Below are 17721 nucleotides of genomic sequence, written 5' to 3' on the forward strand. Positions count from 1 at the left end.
GTCAAGATTGAATTCCAGAAACACTCATCGCTTACGCGTTGAGGGTTTTTGTTTAAGTAGAAGTCACCAAAATTCGCTGGAACGTTACCTGCTAACGGATCAGCAACAGAATTTCTTGACGACCATAGAGCATTGGAACCACCTGATCCCATCCCGAACTCAGCAGTGAAACGATGTATCGCCGATGGTAGTGTGGGGTTTCCCCATGTGAGAGTAGGTCATCGTCAAGATTGAATTCCGAAACCCCTCATCGCTTACGCGATGAGGGGTTTTGTCGTAATGGGTCATCAAACAAAAAAGCCCGCTCAGGCATTCGCTCCGAGCGGGCTGCTGTGATGCAGCGTCAATCAGCCAAACAGGCTGCGCACGTTACTCATTGCGCCATCTGCAAACCCCTGAAGAAACGCCTCGAATGCATCCCCTTCAGGCCCTCCCTCAACAGGGTCGGCAACAATCGTCCAACTGGCGATGCAGGTATCGCCATCACCACTGGCTTCAACGGTCATTGCCGCCCACAGATTGCTGACCGGCAAGCTGGTGTGGATCAGTGACCAGGTCATATAAAGCGCCTGATCGTCCCTGGAGTTCAGTTGTTCGATGGCCACGTTGCCATCCTTGAACAGCTTGCTGCGGACCGAGCCTGGACCTTCACCGGTGACCTCGATGCTCTCCAGCGCCGGTATGAATGCCTGGAAGCCGCCGAAGTTGCCGACAATAGCCCACACGCTGGCCGCGTCACCGGAGACGTCCACGGCGGACACCACTCGGCACGCCACCGGGTTCTTGATAAGGGTGTCGGGTTTCAGATTGCTGTGAAGTGTGTTCATGTCGTTCTCCATTTATCTCAGTGGGTAATGGCTCAGATGAAGTCGATTTCTTTCAGGTAATCGCAGCCCCTGCGCAGCAACGCTGGAGTTTTCTGCGGGTATTGCTCGCCCATGCAACGAATGCCGTTCAGGGTGTTGCGGTGCTCGATCATCGAGATATCGCCGATGTCTTCTTCAAACCCGTCGAGGTAGAACCCCAGCACGCCAAACAGCGCGTTCTGGCTGTCGACGCGTCGGAGTTGCGCCTGCCATTGCTCGACGCTGACCAGCTCGAACTGACGCCCTGCCTCGCGGAAGGCGTGCACGTAGTCGCTCCAGCTCAAGGGCTCGGGGTTATGCAGATTGAACACCGCGTGTTCTGGTTGGTAACGGCTGGCATGGAAGCCGATGAAGCGCGCCAGAAAGTCCACCGGCATCAGGTCGAAGTTGATGGCGAATGCCGGAACCTGACCCAATTGCAGCGAGCCCTTGAGCATCAGCATCAAACGGTTTTTCTTTGGCTGACACACACCGGTAACGCTGTTGAAGGCGATGTTGCCGGGGCGATAGATATTCACCCACGCACCTTGGTCGCGGGCACATTGCAGGATGCGCTCAGCCACCCACTTGGAGAGGTTGTAGCCGTTCTTGATGTAGATCGGCGGGGTCGCGGCAGCGGGTTGTTCAAGCACATTGCCGACGGCATCGATGGCACTGCAGGCCGACAGCGTCGAAACGAAATTGAAGACCTTCTTACTGCGCCCCTCACACAGCTTCAGGCATTCAAAAACCGGGGCCACATTGTCTTTGATCAGGGTTTCATAGTCCTGAACATGGTTCACATTGGCAGCGTTGTGCACCAATGCACCAAACTTGAGATCCAGTCGTTCATACACGGCTTCACTGAGCCCCAACCGAGGCTTGGTCAGGTCAGCGGGGTAGACCTTCACGCGACTCAGGTCAAGGTGATCCAGGCGGTTTTCCCGCAGGGCATGTTCGAAGCGCTGCTGCGCGCTTTGTCCAGAAGTCTCGCGCACCAGGCAGGCGATCTCGGTTGCCCCCCAGTCGAGCAGCGCTTCGACGATATGCACACCCAGGAAGCCGTTGGCACCCGTGACAATCACCTTATGAACATCACCCATTCTGCTGACAGGCAATGTAGCCAGCTGAAAGTCCGGGTTCGCATCCCGCAGGGCCTGAGCACTGAGGACTCCGGTAGAAGTGCCGTCACTGTAGATCAGGCTGGCCAGTGTCAGCACCGTCGGTGCTTCGATAAAACGATTGATCGGAATGCTGCGCCCAAAGCGTTCACGAACGCCCAGCAACAGGCGTGACAGCAGGATCGAGTGGCCTCCGAGATTGAAAAAGCTTTCATCAGTCGAGATGTCGTCTGGCGGCAGCTCCAACAGCTCGCCCCATAGCTCCAGCAGCGCCCGTTCCTGCTCCGTCTCGGGCTGGCGACGAGTGTGCTGCCCGATAAAGCTCAGCGGTATTTCCAGAAGCGCTTTGCGATCGACCTTGCCGTTGCTGGCGAACGGCAGGCCGGGCAACATCGTGTAGACGGCGGGATGCATGTAATCAGGCAACAGGCGTTGTACATGCGCCTTTAACGCCTGTTCGTCATGCTCAAGATACGGTTGAGCGAGAAACGCCAGAATTCGCCGCTGCCTGTCGATCACCACGGCGACCTGTCGATACAGTCCACTGTCGCGCAGGCAATGCTCGATCTCTTCTGGCTCGACCCGAAAACCGCGAATCTTCACCTGATTATCACGGCGTCCGCTGAGGACGATGCCGTCAGCCGTCCACTTGGCCATATCGCCGGTACGGTAGGCACGCATCAGTTGCCCATCCGGTTTCGTCAGCCACACATAACGCTCGGCGGTAAGCTCGGGGTTGTTTACATAGCCCAGGCACACACCGGGTCCGACGATGTACAGCTCCCCTTGAGTCTGCTCGGCCACGGGCTGCAGTTGCTCGTCCAGAATCCACGCCTGGCTGTTAGCGATCGGTCGGCCCAGATGGCGGTTGCTGCTGGACGGACTGAACTCGCAGGCGGTAACCAACACGGTGGCTTCGGTGGGGCCGTACAGGTTGTGGAAATGACATTGGCCGGTGAGTTGCGCAATCACATGCGGCTCACAGACGTCGCCTCCGGTCATGACATGCTCAAGCCCCAGCGGCTGGTCCAGCGGCAGGATGCTCAACAGCGCCGGCGGCAGGAATGCATGGGTGATGCCTTGTTGCAGCACGCGGACCAACTGCAACGGATCACGTCGCTGATTTTCATCGGGGACCACCAGTTCGGCACCACTTAGCCAGGTGGGGAAAATGTCGATGATCGACGAGTCGAAACTCAGCGTAGAGAATTGCAGCACCCGGCTGTGTTCGTTCAGGCTCACATGCTCGGCGTACCAGGCGGTGAAGTGGCTGAGATTGCGCTGGCTGAGCAATACGCCTTTCGGCTGCCCGGTGGTGCCCGACGTGTACAGCGCCATGCAGGGCGCATCCTGATCGACAGCGGCGCATGTATGCGCTGAAGCTCCATCCTCGACAGGCACCGCCGCGATATCCAGCGCCGGAAACTCCGCAGCCGCCAGCGGGTGCGAGCCATCGTGCAGCAACAGCATCGCCCCCGAGTTTTCCAGAATGTACTGCTGACGCTGCACGGGCTGGCCGGGATCAAGCGGCAGGTAAACTGCACCGCAACCCAGAATCGCGAGGATGCCGGCATACAGCTCGGCTGACTTGCGCAGGCAGATACCAATCACCGGAGGTGCGTCGGCTTTCGCGTGCGCCAGCAACGGCCGCAGCAAGCGCTGGATAGCAAGGCTGTGCGCGTGCAGTTGCCGATAGCTGAGCGTCTGGTTGCGAACGGTCAGTGCCGGGCGTTCGGCAAACGTGAGCAACGCCTGCTCCAGCCGCTCGATGATGGGTATTTCGGCCAGTTTCAGCAGGTGCGGTTGATCTGTCTGATTGAGGCGATGCTCGAACAGCAATTGATCAATCGCCTGCAAGCCATGCTGTCGATCGCTCTGGGCGGGTGTGGCGCTTGTCAGACCGTTGAAATAGTCGTCGTCTCTGGATAAACGGCTGATCTGCAATGTCGCCAGATCCACCATGGCTACGACAGTGGCATCCCGCAGTACGCGACCGTTGCCTGATTCCTCGACCGGCAGCCACTCACGAACGATCAAGCGTCGGGCCTGGGCAGCGCCATGCCAGCACAGCAGCTCCAGCCGAGGTAACCCGTACTCCAGCGCATTGCCGAAACCGACCCGAAGGCGCAGATGCGTGCAGTGGCCGAACGCATTCAGTTGTTCCTCGTAAACGTCCAGGCTGCCGTCTTCGATCAGCACGCCGCCATCAGGCATCTTCAACGCGTCCAGCGCCTGCTGATCAGACAGATGCCGCACGCCATGCCCGTGGTCCAGCAGCTCGGCATTCAGTTCACTCAAGGTCAGGCTGTGACCGATGAGCACAATCTCCAGGCGCTTCATTGCAGCGTCCCCTGCGCAGGCAGATAGTCCGCCAGCGCACGCTGTACACAAGGATCGTCCAGCATCGAGCTGTTCTTGAAGAAGCGCACGATGTTGGCCACCAGTGGGTGATGGCGGTTGACTGGAAAACTCACAGCCCTGGTCTCCTCCCTGAGCGCGTGCTTGATGGTGTCCGGCACCTGCAGGTGGTCGATCAGGGTGAAGTCGAAGCCATTCTGAATATCGTTGGTCAGGTATTGAGCGATGAACACCGGCATGATGCGGGCGATGGCCGCCCGGTCCTGCTCGGCTGCGGTGTGCCAGTAGATGCGTACCAGCCGCGCCCAGAAACCCGAGTGACGACCCTCGTCCAGCAAGTGGTCGGCCATCAGACCCTTGACCGATTGCTTGACCGATTCGTCCTTGGCGAACGCCGCCACGTCATTGGTCACGGTGTTCTCCGCGATGGCGACACAGATCAGCTCCACTGCGCTGCGCAGATGCTCGGGGGCCAGAGCCAGTGCGGCGGGAATGGCCCGGCTGAGTTCAATCTCGTCCGGCAACGGGATAGGTTCTATGCCCGTCAGGGCAATGGTCTGTTGCATGAAGTCCATCGCGACCAGTGCGTGATAGTCCTCATCGACCACCACCGTCATCGCGTCATAGCGACAGGCAAACGGGAAGCGAATCGTGAAGTGGTCCTTGGCGATGCTGCGCGCGGTCCTGTCGACGATTTCGGTCTCGAAGATCACCACATCATTGATGAACTTGTAGAGGCTCTGCACCAGCGCGTAATCGCGCAAATGCGCACACTCGCGGGTGAACGTGTCGCTGAGCACCAGCGGCTGGCGGCTGAGGGGGTAGATCAGTTTGTCATCGTTCTCGACCATCCTGCGTGGGCGAGTACGAATGGTGGCGCGACCTTCCCACGCATCGATGAACGACATGTAGTCTTCTGCTTTCATGATGGCTTCCTTGTAAAGGCTTCAGGGTGTTGCGGGCGGGTCTTACGCGCTGGCCTGCACGAGCGGCGTTCGCATGCTCAGGCGCAGCGTGTCCCACAGCTGGATCCTGCTTTCCACAGCGGCGATGGCGGTCTGATAAACCTCTCGTTCGCGCTGCGCGTCGCCGGCAACCAGACGAGCCAGCAACTGCTCTGCTGCCGGACCGTGGTCCTCGGCGTCCACTTCGATGTGGCGCTCCAGGTAGTAGCGGAAGGTGGGTGCCTGGTGGGCGGTGATGCCCCAGTCATCGAGGATGGTCTGGAACATCTGCGGGATGACGCTCTCGCGTCCATGCAGAAAGGCCGCAGCAACGCTGTGTGCCGGCGCATGCAGGGCGATGTCGAGGGTGTGTGTCACGAATGCCGTCGCCGCCTGCCCCGCGTCGACGTGTTGCAGCGCGCTTGTGTAACGCATGCCCTGTCTCTGCAGTTCGATGAAGCGCTCGATCTGTACCGTGCTCGCGCCAATCTCGCGCATCGCATCCAGATACAGCTCGAAGTGGCTGTAATGACCCGCGCCCAGTCGATTATCGGATTCCTCACCCAGAACGATCTCGTTGATCAGGCGGGCAGCGGAAGCATCTGTCGGCGGCAGCCACGGCAACTGGGTGCAGGTCAGCTCCTGTTGCAGGCGCTTGGTCAGCGACATGAAATCCCAGACAGCGAATACGTGGGTCTCCATAAAGCGCCGGAGTACATCCAATGTGGTGATTTCTGCAAAGATCGGATGACGGCCAAGTTCAACTTTCTTGTGTGCGAGCAGCGTTTTTTCACAAGGCATGATGACGGTCCTATTGAAAGAGGGCGGTAAGTAGCACTGCAGTTTTCTACGATATAAACGTGTCGCCAGTGCCGCGATAAAACGCAATGAAATGCCGAGTGCGAGGCGAACACGGGCCTGAGTGTGAGGGGCCTGTTCGCCGCAAACACGCATCGGTTATTTCAATTCGAGACACCCTGCCGCGTTGGCTTTTCGAGCGCCAGCCCTTGTATAGCAAGAGGTCCCGCCCGGTGAGCCGCCGACATCACTGACGACGAAGAAAACTTAAAACAAACTTATCAAGGGCTGCAATCATTTTTTAATAATATTTAATAGGTTGTTTTTTTAGCATGTAAGTTGCCATATAAAACGGCGTGAATACGTTTTATAGGCGTGCAGACAACCCTCCCGACTGATTAAGTCAGAATTATTAATAATGAGCGAATGCCTCGCCCAGCGTTGCCGATGTGCTGAATAATCAGGGTTCTGGATTTTTTAATGGGCGAAGTTGGAAATGACTTCCAATGTCTGTTTGCCCCGTTCAACAACTCCTTATCCATTGAGTTCAGATGAACAGAGAACCGCTCCAGTCCTGTGCGAGCCGTTCAGCCGTAGCCAGGGAACATCCTCCGGTTGGTTTCCTCAGCGCCACGGCCGAGTTTGCCTCATTCCGGCGTTGTGCCATCCGGCAGATCAGGAAAATAGCGATAAAAACGCCATGCCGAGGTTGAGCCTGGCAATGCGTCGAGGAGGTGTGAAGAGGAGGGCGGGAGGTGCAAGCGGCCAATCCGCAGACGTTGTGTCATCGCCTGCTGGATAGACCGCCTTGATGATTCAGGCGGGGTTTTTCTTTACTGCACGGGTCGACTTGGCCGTAGTGGCCTTTTTGCTGTTCAGGTATTGAGTGACGGCCTGAACACCACGGTTGAGGTGATGCTGCAGTGCTTCGACACAGGGCTCGATCGCTTTCTGCTCGGCGAGGCGCAACAGCTGCCAATGGTCATCCTGAGAAAGCTTGCCCAGGCCCATGTCGGAAAGATTGAAACGCAGGAAGCGTTCTTCTTCGTTCAGGCCTTCTTCAACCAGACGCATGAGACGCTTGTTGTGGGTTTTGGCATACAGCGAAAGGTGGAACATCCGGTTGAGTCTGCCGATCTGGCCGAAATCCGTCTCGACCTCAAGCTGCTCGATATAGCCCTTCGCCGCCGCCAGATCATCGGCGTCCAGCAATGGGATAGACAGGCGCAACGCTTCGGATTCCAGGAGGATGCGCAAGGAATAGGCATCCACCGCGTCTTCGGTGATCAACGGTGCGACCACCGCGCCCTTGTGCGTTTCGACACGCAGCAGCGACTGCGCCTCGAGCTGGCGCAGTGCTTCGCGCACAGGCATGCGGCTGACGCCAAACAGCGTCGCCAGTTCCTGCTGGCGCAATGCCGTGCCGCTTGGCAGGCTGCCATCGATAATGGCGTTTCGCAGCTTTTCTTCAATCACGGTTCTGGCAAGGTGCGCCGGAGGCTGCTCATTGCCCAGTACGGAGCCCAGAAAGGCTTCTCTATCTGATTTGCGCATTGACCTACTTCTTCATCAACCCTGGCTGGACAACGTCCAATTAATCGCTTTGTTGCCGACAGACTAGCCAAGACTTGCCAGTCCGTCGCGAAAATACAAACATCATTATGTTTAACGGCGAGCGCCGGACCGCGCTGCAGCCCGGTGAGCTCGACAAAATAGGCGTCTATCTTAGCGCTCATCGACCCCACGTACCGAGTTCGCATTCATAGGTAACAGGAGTTTCACGTGTTGTTTTTATGACAGCGCGCTCTGAAACGACCGTTCCAGAGCGCAACAGTGATGCGCTCGCGGCATAAGGCCGCAGGCGTGATCGTCTCAGCGCGTCAGGCGGCCGGAAACGAAGTGCTGAACGTCATTGAAGCCTGGCGTCGACGCATGGCCGGGTGTCACCAGCGAATCGATGAACGCTTCGTCTTCAGCGGTGATCTCCACCGTGAGTGCCCTGGTATAACCGTCCCACTGCTGCTCGGTCCTTGGTCCGACGATGGCTGAGGTCACGGCCTGGTTGTTGAGCACCCAGGCAATGGCGAACTCGACAATGCCGACGCCTTTGTCCTGCACATACGCCTGAATTCGCTGCGCGATACGCAACGACTCCATGCGCCATTCGGTTTCCAGCAGCCGCTTGTCCTGACGTCCGGCGCGGCTCTCGCTGTCGGGAGCGATGTCCGGAGCGTACTTACCGCTGAGCACACCGCGGGCGAGCGGGCTGTAGGGCACGACGCCCAGGCCATGGTGTGCGGCAGCGGTGATCTGCTCGACCTCAGCCTGGCGGTTGACGATGTTGTACAGCGGCTGGCTGATGACCGGCTTGTCGACGCCCAGGCGTTGCGCGACGTTGACGATTTCGGCAATTCGCCAGCCGCGGAAGTTCGACACGCCCCAATAGCGGATCTTGCCTTGCCGGATCAGATCGCCAATCGCCGACACCGTCACTTCCAGCGGCGTGTCGTGATCTTCCTTGTGCAGGTAATAGATATCCACATAGTCGGTATCCAGCCGCCGCAGGCTGTTCTCGATGGCATTGAACATGTGCTTGCGATTCAGGCCGGCGCGGTTGGGCACGCCGTCGGCCGGGCCGATGGCGACCTTGGTGGCCAGCACCCAGTCACTGCGCTGCGCCGCGATGGCCCGACCGACGATTTCCTCCGAGCGCCCGGCGTTGTAGACATCCGCCGTGTCGATGAAATTGATGCCCTGATCCCTGGCCTTGTCGATGATACGCAGCGACTCGTCGGCGCCGGTCTGCTCACCGAACATCATCGAGCCGAGTGTCAGTGTGGAAACCTTGAGGCCGGACTGGCCAAGGGTTCGATAATTCATGCTCAGCATCTCCATGTCATTCAGACGAGCTCAGGCAACCCCCACGCCTTGAGCGGGAAATCGGCCAGCGAGCCCAGCAGCAGGTCCGCATGCTCGTACTGCTCGACCGGCATGTGCGAGTCCGGCACGGCGACGGCGTACATCCCGGCAGCCTTGGCGGCGGTCACACCGAACGGCGAGTCTTCGAAGACCAGGCAATCGGCAGGCGAGACGCCAAGACGGCGGGCGGCGACCAGAAAGATGTCCGGGGCTGGCTTGGCAGCGCCGACTTCCGGGTCGTCGGCGGTGACGACGGTGTCGAACAGCTCGAACCATGCGCGGTGCAGAGTGGTCTTGGCCTCGAAGTAATGCACCGACGAACTGGTGCCCACAGCGATCGGAATATTATGCGCAGCCAGATGGCGGACCAGCGCTTCGGCACCGGGCATGGCTGCGGCGCGCGGGAAACGCTCTTCAAGCATGGGCTCCCTGACTTCGAGAAACTCGTCGATCGACATCGGCAGCTCCAGCGCCTTGATCACGTAGTCCGAGAAGTCCCGGGCACCGCGGCCAATGGTGTGCTGCTTGACGGACCAGTCGAAGGTGCGACCGTGGCGACTGGCAATCAAGTGGGTGACTTCGGTGTACACCCCCTCGGTGTCCAGCAACAGGCCATCCATGTCGAAAATGACGGCCTTGATCGGGCCTCGTTGTGTTTGCTGCTCGCTCATGTCATCACGTCCTGTTCGCAAATTCGTTTCAGCCTAACGTTTCCGGGAAGGCTGTGGCTAGGGTCTGTTTCAAAACCTTTCCGCGGGATTGGCGTGCGCAACAAAAGGCACAAGGCCATGTCCAACGCGCTTACAGAAGGGCGACGCGCCCACAGAAATGGCCATGAAGGCTGGGCTGTCGGGATCTGCCGATGATAGTCTCTCGCGGCTTTCAATCGGCGCTGCCGGTCCCGGTACGATTTTCCCATCATCAGAACGGATATCTTCACGTCACTATGAATAAATCAGCAGGTATAGCGATTGGCGTCATCGTCGTAGCGGGCGCACTGGCTACGGCCGGTGCCTGGTACACCGGCAATCAACTGGAAGGCGCGCTGAACGACTCGATCAGCAAGGCCAATCAGGAACTGGCGAAGTCATTCAAGGGCACGGACACCAGCGTCAAACTGGAAATGCTCTCGCTCGATAAGCACTTCTTCAGCAGCACGGCGCACTACCGCGTCGACATCCAGAACCTGTCCGATAGCACCCAGGGCGGCCAGTTTCTGTTCGTCGACCATATCGAGCACGGCCCCATTCCGCTGTCGCATCTGAAGACCCTGAACCTGCTGCCGGTCATGGCCCTGAGCAATTTCCAGATGGAAAAAAGCCCCAGCGCCGAGAAATGGTTCGCCATGAGCAAGGACGTTCCACCGCTCACAGGCCAGGCCAGCATCGGCTATGACCGCGCCACCAAAGGCACGTTGCAGATGGCCCCGCTGGAGATGACCGACGTCGACGGCACGTTCCGTTTTTCAGGCCTCAACCTGAATGCCGAGTCGTCGGCCGACGCGGAAAAATTCAGCCTTGCGGGCAACATGGACAATTTGCAACTCAATGTCGCGTCGCCTGACGGTCCGGTCAGCATCGAGATCAAAGGCATGACCTTCGACACGGGCGGCACCAAAGGCAAGTCCGGTTTCTATCTGGGCCACACCAACATGAAAATCCAGAACGCGGGTTTCCAGGTGGTGGGCAAGCCACAGGTACAGATCCGCGATTTCACCAACACCAACCTGGCGCAGGAAGATGCCGGTAACCTCGCAGCGCAGATCAACTACGATGCCGGCATGATTGCCTACGCGGGCAAGGACGTCGGTTCTGCGCACATGGGCTTCAAGATCGCCAATTTCGATGTGCTGGCGACTCAGGCGCTGTATCAGTTGTATCAGGATAAAATCCTGCCTCAGCAGCAAGAGGCCGCGCAGGAGAAGCGTCCGTTCCGCCTGGAGCTGAGCCCGGCTGATCAGGAGCTGATGAACACCCAGATGAAAACGCTGCTGGCAGCCAAACCGCACATCGAGCTGGAAAAGCTCTCGCTCAAGACCAGCAACGGTGAAAGCCACATGCGTATCGCCGTGGACCTCGCCGATCCAGGCACGCTCGATCAGCCTTCCGATGCGCTGCTCATGAAGAGCCTGGGCGAAGTCAACGCCAGGGTCGTCCTGTCCAAACCGATGATTCGCGATCTCGCGACCCAGCAAGCCATGCGTGAAGGCCAGACCGACCTCAAGGTCATCGCCGATCAGGCCAAGGCCGCTGGCGACATGGCCAGTGCCATGGCCGAGATGATGCAACTGGCCAAGGTCGACGGCGACAACATCGTCTCCGACCTGCATTACGCCAACCAGATGGTCGACTTCAATGGCCAGAAAATGACCGTGCAGCAGTTCATGAGCAACGTCATGGGCAAGGTCGGCGTGCTGGGTAACCAGTAAGCCGCCTGTAACACGGTCTGCTGTCAGGACGGGCCATTTGCCGTCCTGACAGCAGGCGCTGCTACTGAGTCAGGCCCCGCAGGGTGTCCGCCAGTTGCCGGGTACGCTGCGAGGTGCCCGCCGTCATGTCACTGGAGCCTTCCAGCTCCGACAACAGCCCCGTCAGCGTTCCGACTTCAAGGGACTGCTCCTCGATGTGCTGCGCCACCTTACGAATTTCCTCGGCCAGGCGCTCGATATCGGTGCCGATGTCGTTGGCGTTCTGCGACGTCTTCTGCGCAAGCTGGCGCACTTCATCGGCCACCACGGCAAAGCCACGTCCCATTTCACCCGCCCGTGCCGCCTCGATGGCAGCGTTGAGCGCCAGCAGGTTGGTCTGCCCGGCGATCTGCTGGATCGTCTGCACCACCGACTGAATACGCAAGCTGGACTTGGCCAGCTCCCGCGAGCCCAGCACCACCTCGTCCGCCTGACTGACCAGGCTTTTGACGGTGTTGCCCGCTTTGTCGATAACCGTTTCCTGCTGGGTGATGGTCTGCGACAGCTCGTCCATCGAAACATGCAGCTCGCCAGAGTAGTGGCGCAACTGAGCGGCGATTTCTTCCTGATCATGATGGGCCTTGACCAGCACATCGCCCAGGTCGCTCAGGCCACCGAACACCGGACGGATCTGCTCGTCCAGACCGCTCGGGTCAATGGTTTGCACGAAGTTGCGCTGCTTGAACTGATCGATCTGCTTGACCACCACATGGCTCAGACCGGCCAGCTTCTTGATCTGCCGACGCAGAAAGAACGCCTTGAACTCTCCGTAATAGGCGATGAAATTATCGATGTAGTCGTCGCGGAACGGCTGCCCTTCGGGCACCTTGAAGAAGAACACGGCGGTGAGCGTCTGGTTGAGGTTCAACCCCAGAATCTCGCCAAAGGTCGAGAAACCCACCACCGGCGTCGCACCGAACACATCGTTCATCCGGCCCAGTTCACTGCCGTTGTTCAGGCGCCGCAGGATGCAGTCGCTCAACAGGCCGAGCAGCGGCTTTCCGGACTTGCCCTGCAGAAAGCGCGCGAAGTCCTTGCGCGTGGTGTCGATCATGGATGTTCGTTTGACCATCACCAGCTCTTCGCCGGGCGCCACGTCGCAGAACAGGTGAACCCGCTCGCTTTCATAATCGATGCGCGCAATCGAACGCACGAACAGCTCCTCGCCTACCCGGATGGCGAACGAGTACTGCGCCAGCTTGCCTTCCAGCTCATGCCGCTCGCACTTGAGCGCGTCACACAGCGCCGCAACCATCGTGGTGATCTCGCCTCTGGCGTTGACCACCTGGCTGATGTAACGCTCCTCCAGGGAGGCCGTCAGCACGCTAAGGCTCAATGGCGTCGGCTCGAAGTTCTGGCTCTTGAAGACACCGAAGCGCACGTTTTTCGCGCTCTTGAGAAACACCACCTGGGCATGATTTTCGTAGCTGCGTTTGCCGTCGTGAATCAAGGTCTTCTTGAAGTCGCCTTTGCCACCCGCAGAACCGCCGACGAACAGGCACGGAAAGCGCCCCGACTCATACAGCGCTTCCATGAAGAACGACTCCGACGCCGACAGCCCGTCGAACGTAACGTAGGCCAGCGTATCGCGGTGGTCGATGGGGGTGTTGATCTGCGTGCGCTTGATCGAATCGGTCAGGCGCGCAATGCGCTCACGCATCGACAGTCGCTTGCCCGCGCCGCGAATGTCTTCGCTGTGCAGCGGAATGTGCACCACCTCCGCACTCTTGATGACGCTTGAGTCGAACAGCGCGAGGACAATCCGGTCCCACTGGTTATCTGCCGCGCAGTACAGCGAATCATTGCCCGAGCACAGTTCGCCTGACGTTGTGCACAGGCTGATCTTCGCGTTGGGAAAGCGCGCAGCGACAGACTTGGCCACCTGATCGAAGTCGACGTGCGGCGAAACGAAACCGGTCAGATAGACCGGATCGAAGTTCAGCGCAGACAGCTTGGCGTTCAATTCTCGGGCGGACGTAATGACACTGATGGCGCCTTCGGTCCGCGATGTGCCGGCCCGAAAACGAGATAAAAGGCTCATGGTTAAACCCGTAAGGATAAAGAGCAGAGGCCACGCGGAATATGGACCGATCCTTATTGATCGGCTGCCAACAGGTTCGGGTGAGCTTGAAGGGCGATGAATTTTGCCTATGCGTGCCGCTCAGGACAGGTGCAGCATCAACGCTCTGATGAGTGCAAGGGTCTGGCGATGCACTGAATCATAGTGATCATTGTGGCAATAGGGCCGTACCGACAGGGTGATGGAGTCGGCTGTCGTAGAGGACAGGTGCACATCCACTGCAGGGCTGCTCAGTACGTTGGGCAGGCGGGCTATCTGATCCTTGAGACGCGGGATGATCTTCTGCTCGTCGGCGCTGCCGGGCAATATCGCGGTCAGTTCGACACTGCGAAAGGCATTGCTGGAAAAATTGACGATCGTGTCAGAGAAGATCTTGTTGTTGCCCACCAGATTCAGCACGTTTTCCGAAGTATTGATCGACGTGACGAACAAACCGATTTCGACCACAGTTCCGGTCACGCCCGCCGCCGAAATCAGATCGCCGACCTTGAAGGGCCGCAGCACGATGATGAAACCACCTGCGGCCAGATTGGCCAGCAAACCCGACCAGGCCATGCCGATCGCCAGCGCCACGGCCGCCAGCAGCGCCGCAAAGCTGGTGGTCTCGATGCCGCAATAGCTCAGAATGGCGATCACCAGAATGATATTCAGCGTCACCGTGATGAACGAGCCGACATAGCGCAGGACCGTCGGATCAAACCGCTGCCGCGTCAGCGAACGCTGCGCCATCCTGACCAGCACACCGATCAGCCAGCGACCGACAATCCACAGCAACGCGGCGATCACCAGTCTCAAAACAACAGTCGCTCCGTACTGCATAACAGTGTTGAACAGCGAGTTGATTCCGTCAGTGTCGATATTGATGACATTCAGCGCATCCATCACCGCTACTCCCGACTGCTGGGCTCGCCCGGCAGATGGCCTGACGAGCGGAGCCGTACATTGAAGGGCAAAGCGGGTTGGTGGCTACTGGTAGTTTTGACTGGAGGCAAAGGGCCTTTACGGTGTCACGCGCAGCAGCGCCCGGCATCCACAGTGAATCGAGCCGCAGGCAAGGGCGGCGGTATTAAGCCTGATGAGTTATCGCTAAACTCGCCACCTCACAAGGACGACTCAAGGACCTGGTATGCCGCTCTCTTCTGACACCCTGCGCCGTACGCTGGTGATCTGGCTGTATGCCGTCGCAGTTGCGCATGTGCTGGGCAGTCTGGTGTTCACCTGGGCAGGCTTTTCCGGCTTGCTCGATGGCTATCTGACTAGCCTCGAGCAGGCGTTCTGGACCGAGGCGGTTCCCGCCGCTGCCCGCGCGCAACAGGTCTGGTGGATGGCGCTGTTTGGCGCAACCTTGCAAACGTATTCCGTGTACATGCTGGCGCTGGTGCACCTGGGCAATCGCCTGAAAAGCGCCATGCCCTGGGGCTGGCTGATTGCGGGCCTGCTGCTGTGGGCGCCTCAGGACATTCTGATTTCCGTACGTGGGGGCGTCTGGTCGCACGTCTGGCTCGATCTGGCGGCGCTGCTGGCGTTGTTGCCGCCGCTGATCTGGCTGTATCGCCATGATCGCCGCACTTCGGCTGTTCACGCGTCGAAGGAGCCTCGTCATGTCTGACTTGCCGCTGCTGTATCTGCTGGCGGGCAACGGCAGCACTGCCGAATGGTGGGACGACGCGCTGCCGCATTTTCAGCAGCATCAGGTCGTGCCGCTGGAGCTGCCAGGCTTCGGCAACAATCCTCAGCCACCCTGCGAAGACCTCGCCGCCTACGCCGATGCGCTGTTGGCGGCTACCGTGAAGGGCAGCGCCATCGTCGCTGTGGGGGTCAATGCCTTGCTGGTCATGCATGCGTTGCAGCGCCAGCCGGGGCACTTCTGCAGAAGCGTGCTGCTGGCCCCGGTGGGGGCTTTTCTGTGGCAGCGGCGCTTGCCTGCGCTGATGTCGCCGCTGCCCATTCGCAAGACCATTCACTGGCTGCTGGCCAACAAGCCCACGCTGTTTGCGCACAAGTTTTCCAGGCAGACCTGGCCTGCCGCGCACTACCAGCGCATGGGTTCCGGTTACGCCCGCTGCCGTGCTTTCGTGCCGTATTGGGACCTCTTGCGGGCCGACACCGCGCTGCCGCTGCTGGAGTGGGTGCAGGATCCGATAGAGCTGGTCTGGGGCGATCAGGACAAGGTTCTGGGCATCGAGCAGGCAGCGGCGTGGTCCGCCATTCTGGCGCGTGCCGACCTGACCATCAGCCTGAAACCGGGCTGGGGTCACTACCCGTGGATCGACGCGCCGGCCGAGTTTGCGCAGTGGCTGGAGTCGGGCGAGCGCGGCTTCGTTGCGCACACCAAAGGCGGCCGTCTGCGTCTGGCGGCCATCGCCGGGCAACCGGTGCCCGAGGCACTGTCTCTGGAACAGGGCGATGACTCGGCCTTGCCCGCGTTTCTGGCCCGTCAGCCTGACGCTATATGGGCCGTGCGCTCGTCCAGCTTCGGTGAGGATCAGGCCGATGCGGCCAATGCCGGTCTGAGCACCACTTTTCTTCGCGAGCCCGACCACAACGTGCCCGCGCGCGTCGCAGAGCTGCACAACGCTGGCGTCGAAGAGGTCGTGGTGCAGCGCTTCATCACGCCGGTGCTTTCCGGCATCGCTTTCGTGCGTCACCTGTCGGTCGAGCTGGAGTGGGTGCAAGGGCATCTGGAGTCGCTGGCCGACGGTCAGGCAAGCCCTGAGCGAGCAATCATTTCCCGCCTCGGCGCGGCCTGGAGCAGCGGCAACTTCAAGCCATCCCACGGTTTGACTGAGGAGGCGCTCTGGGACTTCCTGCAGGGCGTTCTGCGCGTATTCCACTACGTGCCGGGCGACGTCGAGTGGGCCTGGGATGGCCGCCAGCTGTGGCTGCTGCAGTACCGACCGATCAGTGACTACGGCTGGCGCCGCCACCTGACCGCCGCCAATATTGCGGAGATCCTGCCGCCACAGCCCAGCAGGCTGGTCGAGTACGCACAGCGGCGTGCCGCAGGCAGCATCCCGGCGATCATGGCGCGTTGGGATTCGCGCGTGTTGCAGGACAACGAGCCATTCACCGCACTGTTTGGCGCAGCTTCCTACATCAACAACGATCTGTTTCTCGCACGCCTGGCTGACTGGGGCATCGCCTCCAGCAGCTACGCCGATGAGGTCGGCGGTGCGACCCCGCATCTACCGTGGCGACCGCTGCGTCTGGTGCGCTCATTACCGGTGTTTCTGCGGATGCAGCGTGTCGCGCGCGGCCACTTGTTGACCCTTGAAAAGCAACTGCATCGCTTCGACCGAGAGCTGCACGCCCTGACGGCCCAAGGTGCTGACGGCCAGCAACTGGCTGACTGGTTCACCCGTTTCTACGTATTCGTCGTGCAAGGCAACCTGTGCATCGCCACCTCGCTGGCCAGCAGCGGCGGAGACCTGCTGGGACGTCCGCCGACCGCTTACGACGACCTGGAGCACTGCCCGCACCGGCTGCCCTGGGAAACCGACCCCGCGACCCCGCGCCCGGCAGCCACTGACCTGCCTTTACAGGCCTTCCCGACCTGGCCGGGTTTCATACGCATCGCCCACCGCGCAGGCCTGCCGGGCATGCGCGGCTACTACCTGCAAGTGCGCGAGTGGTATCGCGACAACCTGATGCGCCTGTTCTTCCGCCTGCATCACGCCATGCCCGGCGCCGACCGGGAACACTGGTTTGCGCCCCATCCGGACATTCGCAGCCGTGCCGGCAGCTTCTGGCAGGACGGCCGCGAAGGCACCGAGCAGGCCACCGGTTTCATGATTTATCCTGGCCAGGTCCAGGGCATTCTGGGTGACGACATCCTGCTGGAAGACACCCTCGACCCCGGACGCCACGCGCACTACCAGAACGCCCGCGCGGTGATCGCGCGCATGGGCGGACGTCTCTCGCACGGCTCGACATTGCTGCGTGAACTGCGCAAACCCTCGGCCGTGCTGCCGCAGGTTGATCTGGCGTGGGTGGGGCGTGAAGTGCTGTATGTGGATGGGGAGTTGCGGCTGGTAGAAGGGCAGGCATGCGATCAGGTCCGCGTCGACAAGGTATAGCCAAACGCTTACACGCGGTGGAGGGATTTGGCCATTTCCGAACTGGTCCTTCCTCCGTATTATTGGATCCATCAAGTGGTGAGCAGGAGTTCACCAGGATCAAGGATGATCGA

11 protein-coding genes, 1 rRNA gene and 2 pseudogenes are annotated in these 17721 nt (G+C 59.8%); 4 read left to right on the forward strand and 10 right to left on the reverse strand.

The window, feature by feature from the left end:
• Positions 1 to 114: 114 nt before the first annotated feature.
• Positions 115 to 230 (forward strand): 5S ribosomal RNA (gene rrf, locus GE543_RS18645).
• 117 nt (positions 231 to 347) lie between these two features.
• On the opposite strand, the gene GE543_RS18650 is transcribed toward rrf, so the two are convergent.
• The 7 genes from GE543_RS18650 to GE543_RS18680 all read right to left on the reverse strand — a co-directional run bounded on the left by GE543_RS18650 (position 348) and on the right by GE543_RS18680 (position 9656).
• Positions 348 to 827, reverse strand: a complete 480-nt coding sequence (locus tag GE543_RS18650) for an SRPBCC family protein (protein WP_032700031.1) — start codon at positions 825 to 827, stop codon at positions 348 to 350.
• A gap of 32 nt (positions 828 to 859) precedes the next feature.
• The gene (locus GE543_RS18655) at positions 860 to 4306 is read right to left on the reverse strand and encodes a non-ribosomal peptide synthetase (RefSeq protein ID WP_153222110.1); all 3447 of its coding nucleotides are present in this window, start codon (positions 4304 to 4306) and stop codon (positions 860 to 862) included.
• Complete coding sequence (locus GE543_RS18660; RefSeq protein ID WP_153222111.1) at positions 4303 to 5250, reverse strand: diiron oxygenase; 948 nt, start codon at positions 5248 to 5250, stop codon at positions 4303 to 4305. The genes GE543_RS18655 and GE543_RS18660 overlap by 4 nt, the downstream gene beginning before the upstream one ends.
• Before the next feature lie 42 nt (positions 5251 to 5292).
• Positions 5293 to 6069 (reverse strand): DUF3050 domain-containing protein, encoded by a 777-nt coding sequence (locus tag GE543_RS18665; RefSeq protein WP_153222112.1) that lies wholly within the window; start codon positions 6067 to 6069, stop codon positions 5293 to 5295.
• Positions 6070 to 6882: 813 nt separating this feature from the next.
• Positions 6883 to 7620, reverse strand: a complete 738-nt coding sequence (locus GE543_RS18670; protein ID WP_003413733.1) for a GntR family transcriptional regulator — start codon at positions 7618 to 7620, stop codon at positions 6883 to 6885.
• Between the two features lie 318 nt (positions 7621 to 7938).
• Positions 7939 to 8946 carry an aldo/keto reductase gene (locus GE543_RS18675; protein ID WP_153222113.1) on the reverse strand — a complete coding sequence of 336 codons (1008 nt, stop codon included), beginning with the start codon at positions 8944 to 8946 and terminating at the stop codon, positions 7939 to 7941.
• Between the two features lie 20 nt (positions 8947 to 8966).
• The gene (locus GE543_RS18680) at positions 8967 to 9656 is read right to left on the reverse strand and encodes an HAD-IA family hydrolase (protein ID WP_003413731.1); all 690 of its coding nucleotides are present in this window, start codon (positions 9654 to 9656) and stop codon (positions 8967 to 8969) included.
• A gap of 275 nt (positions 9657 to 9931) precedes the next feature.
• Between GE543_RS18680 and GE543_RS18685 the strand changes: the two genes are divergently transcribed.
• Positions 9932 to 11413 (forward strand): YdgA family protein, encoded by a 1482-nt coding sequence (locus GE543_RS18685; RefSeq protein ID WP_046236902.1) that lies wholly within the window; start codon positions 9932 to 9934, stop codon positions 11411 to 11413.
• A gap of 61 nt (positions 11414 to 11474) precedes the next feature.
• Here GE543_RS18685 and GE543_RS27985 read toward each other — a convergent pair.
• The 3 genes and pseudogenes from GE543_RS27985 to GE543_RS18695 all read right to left on the reverse strand — a co-directional run.
• A pseudogene (locus GE543_RS27985) lies at positions 11475 to 11831 on the reverse strand (methyl-accepting chemotaxis protein); the annotation flags it as partial.
• 555 nt (positions 11832 to 12386) lie between these two features.
• Positions 12387 to 13493 (reverse strand): annotated as a pseudogene (locus tag GE543_RS27990) (FIST signal transduction protein); the annotation flags it as partial.
• A gap of 120 nt (positions 13494 to 13613) precedes the next feature.
• Positions 13614 to 14414, reverse strand: coding sequence for a mechanosensitive ion channel family protein (locus GE543_RS18695; protein WP_103689860.1), 801 nt, complete (start codon positions 14412 to 14414; stop codon positions 13614 to 13616).
• A gap of 244 nt (positions 14415 to 14658) precedes the next feature.
• Here GE543_RS18695 and GE543_RS18700 point away from each other — a divergent pair, with 244 nt between their 5' ends.
• On the forward strand, positions 14659 to 15141 hold the full coding sequence (locus GE543_RS18700; protein ID WP_016569309.1) for a hypothetical protein: 483 nt from the start codon (positions 14659 to 14661) through the stop codon (positions 15139 to 15141).
• Positions 15134 to 17608: a PEP-utilizing enzyme gene (locus GE543_RS18705; RefSeq protein WP_153222116.1), complete on the forward strand. Its 2475-nt coding sequence runs from the start codon at positions 15134 to 15136 to the stop codon at positions 17606 to 17608. Before GE543_RS18700 ends, GE543_RS18705 begins: the two co-directional genes overlap by 8 nt.
• The last annotated feature ends 113 nt before the right edge of the window (positions 17609 to 17721 follow it).

Origin of the sequence: Pseudomonas sp. SZ57, from assembly GCF_009495975.1 — a bacterium.
In the GTDB taxonomy this organism is placed as follows: Bacteria; Pseudomonadota; Gammaproteobacteria; order Pseudomonadales; family Pseudomonadaceae; genus Aquipseudomonas; species Aquipseudomonas syringae.

What these genes read in the sequence shown, in the direction of transcription:
- GE543_RS18700 (WP_016569309.1), top strand. Translation starts at nt 14,659, where the DNA reads ATGCCGCTCTCTTCTGACACCCTGCGCCGTACGCTGGTGATCTGGCTG.
- GE543_RS18665 (WP_153222112.1), bottom strand. Translation starts at nt 6,069, where the DNA reads ATGCCTTGTGAAAAAACGCTGCTCGCACACAAGAAAGTTGAACTTGGC.
- GE543_RS18705 (WP_153222116.1), top strand. Translation starts at nt 15,134, where the DNA reads ATGTCTGACTTGCCGCTGCTGTATCTGCTGGCGGGCAACGGCAGCACT.
- GE543_RS18670 (WP_003413733.1), bottom strand. Translation starts at nt 7,620, where the DNA reads ATGCGCAAATCAGATAGAGAAGCCTTTCTGGGCTCCGTACTGGGCAAT.
- GE543_RS18650 (WP_032700031.1), bottom strand. Translation starts at nt 827, where the DNA reads ATGAACACACTTCACAGCAATCTGAAACCCGACACCCTTATCAAGAAC.
- GE543_RS18660 (WP_153222111.1), bottom strand. Translation starts at nt 5,250, where the DNA reads ATGAAAGCAGAAGACTACATGTCGTTCATCGATGCGTGGGAAGGTCGC.
- GE543_RS18655 (WP_153222110.1), bottom strand. Translation starts at nt 4,306, where the DNA reads ATGAAGCGCCTGGAGATTGTGCTCATCGGTCACAGCCTGACCTTGAGT.
- GE543_RS18695 (WP_103689860.1), bottom strand. Translation starts at nt 14,414, where the DNA reads ATGGATGCGCTGAATGTCATCAATATCGACACTGACGGAATCAACTCG.
- GE543_RS18685 (WP_046236902.1), top strand. Translation starts at nt 9,932, where the DNA reads ATGAATAAATCAGCAGGTATAGCGATTGGCGTCATCGTCGTAGCGGGC.
- GE543_RS18675 (WP_153222113.1), bottom strand. Translation starts at nt 8,946, where the DNA reads ATGAATTATCGAACCCTTGGCCAGTCCGGCCTCAAGGTTTCCACACTG.
- GE543_RS18680 (WP_003413731.1), bottom strand. Translation starts at nt 9,656, where the DNA reads ATGAGCGAGCAGCAAACACAACGAGGCCCGATCAAGGCCGTCATTTTC.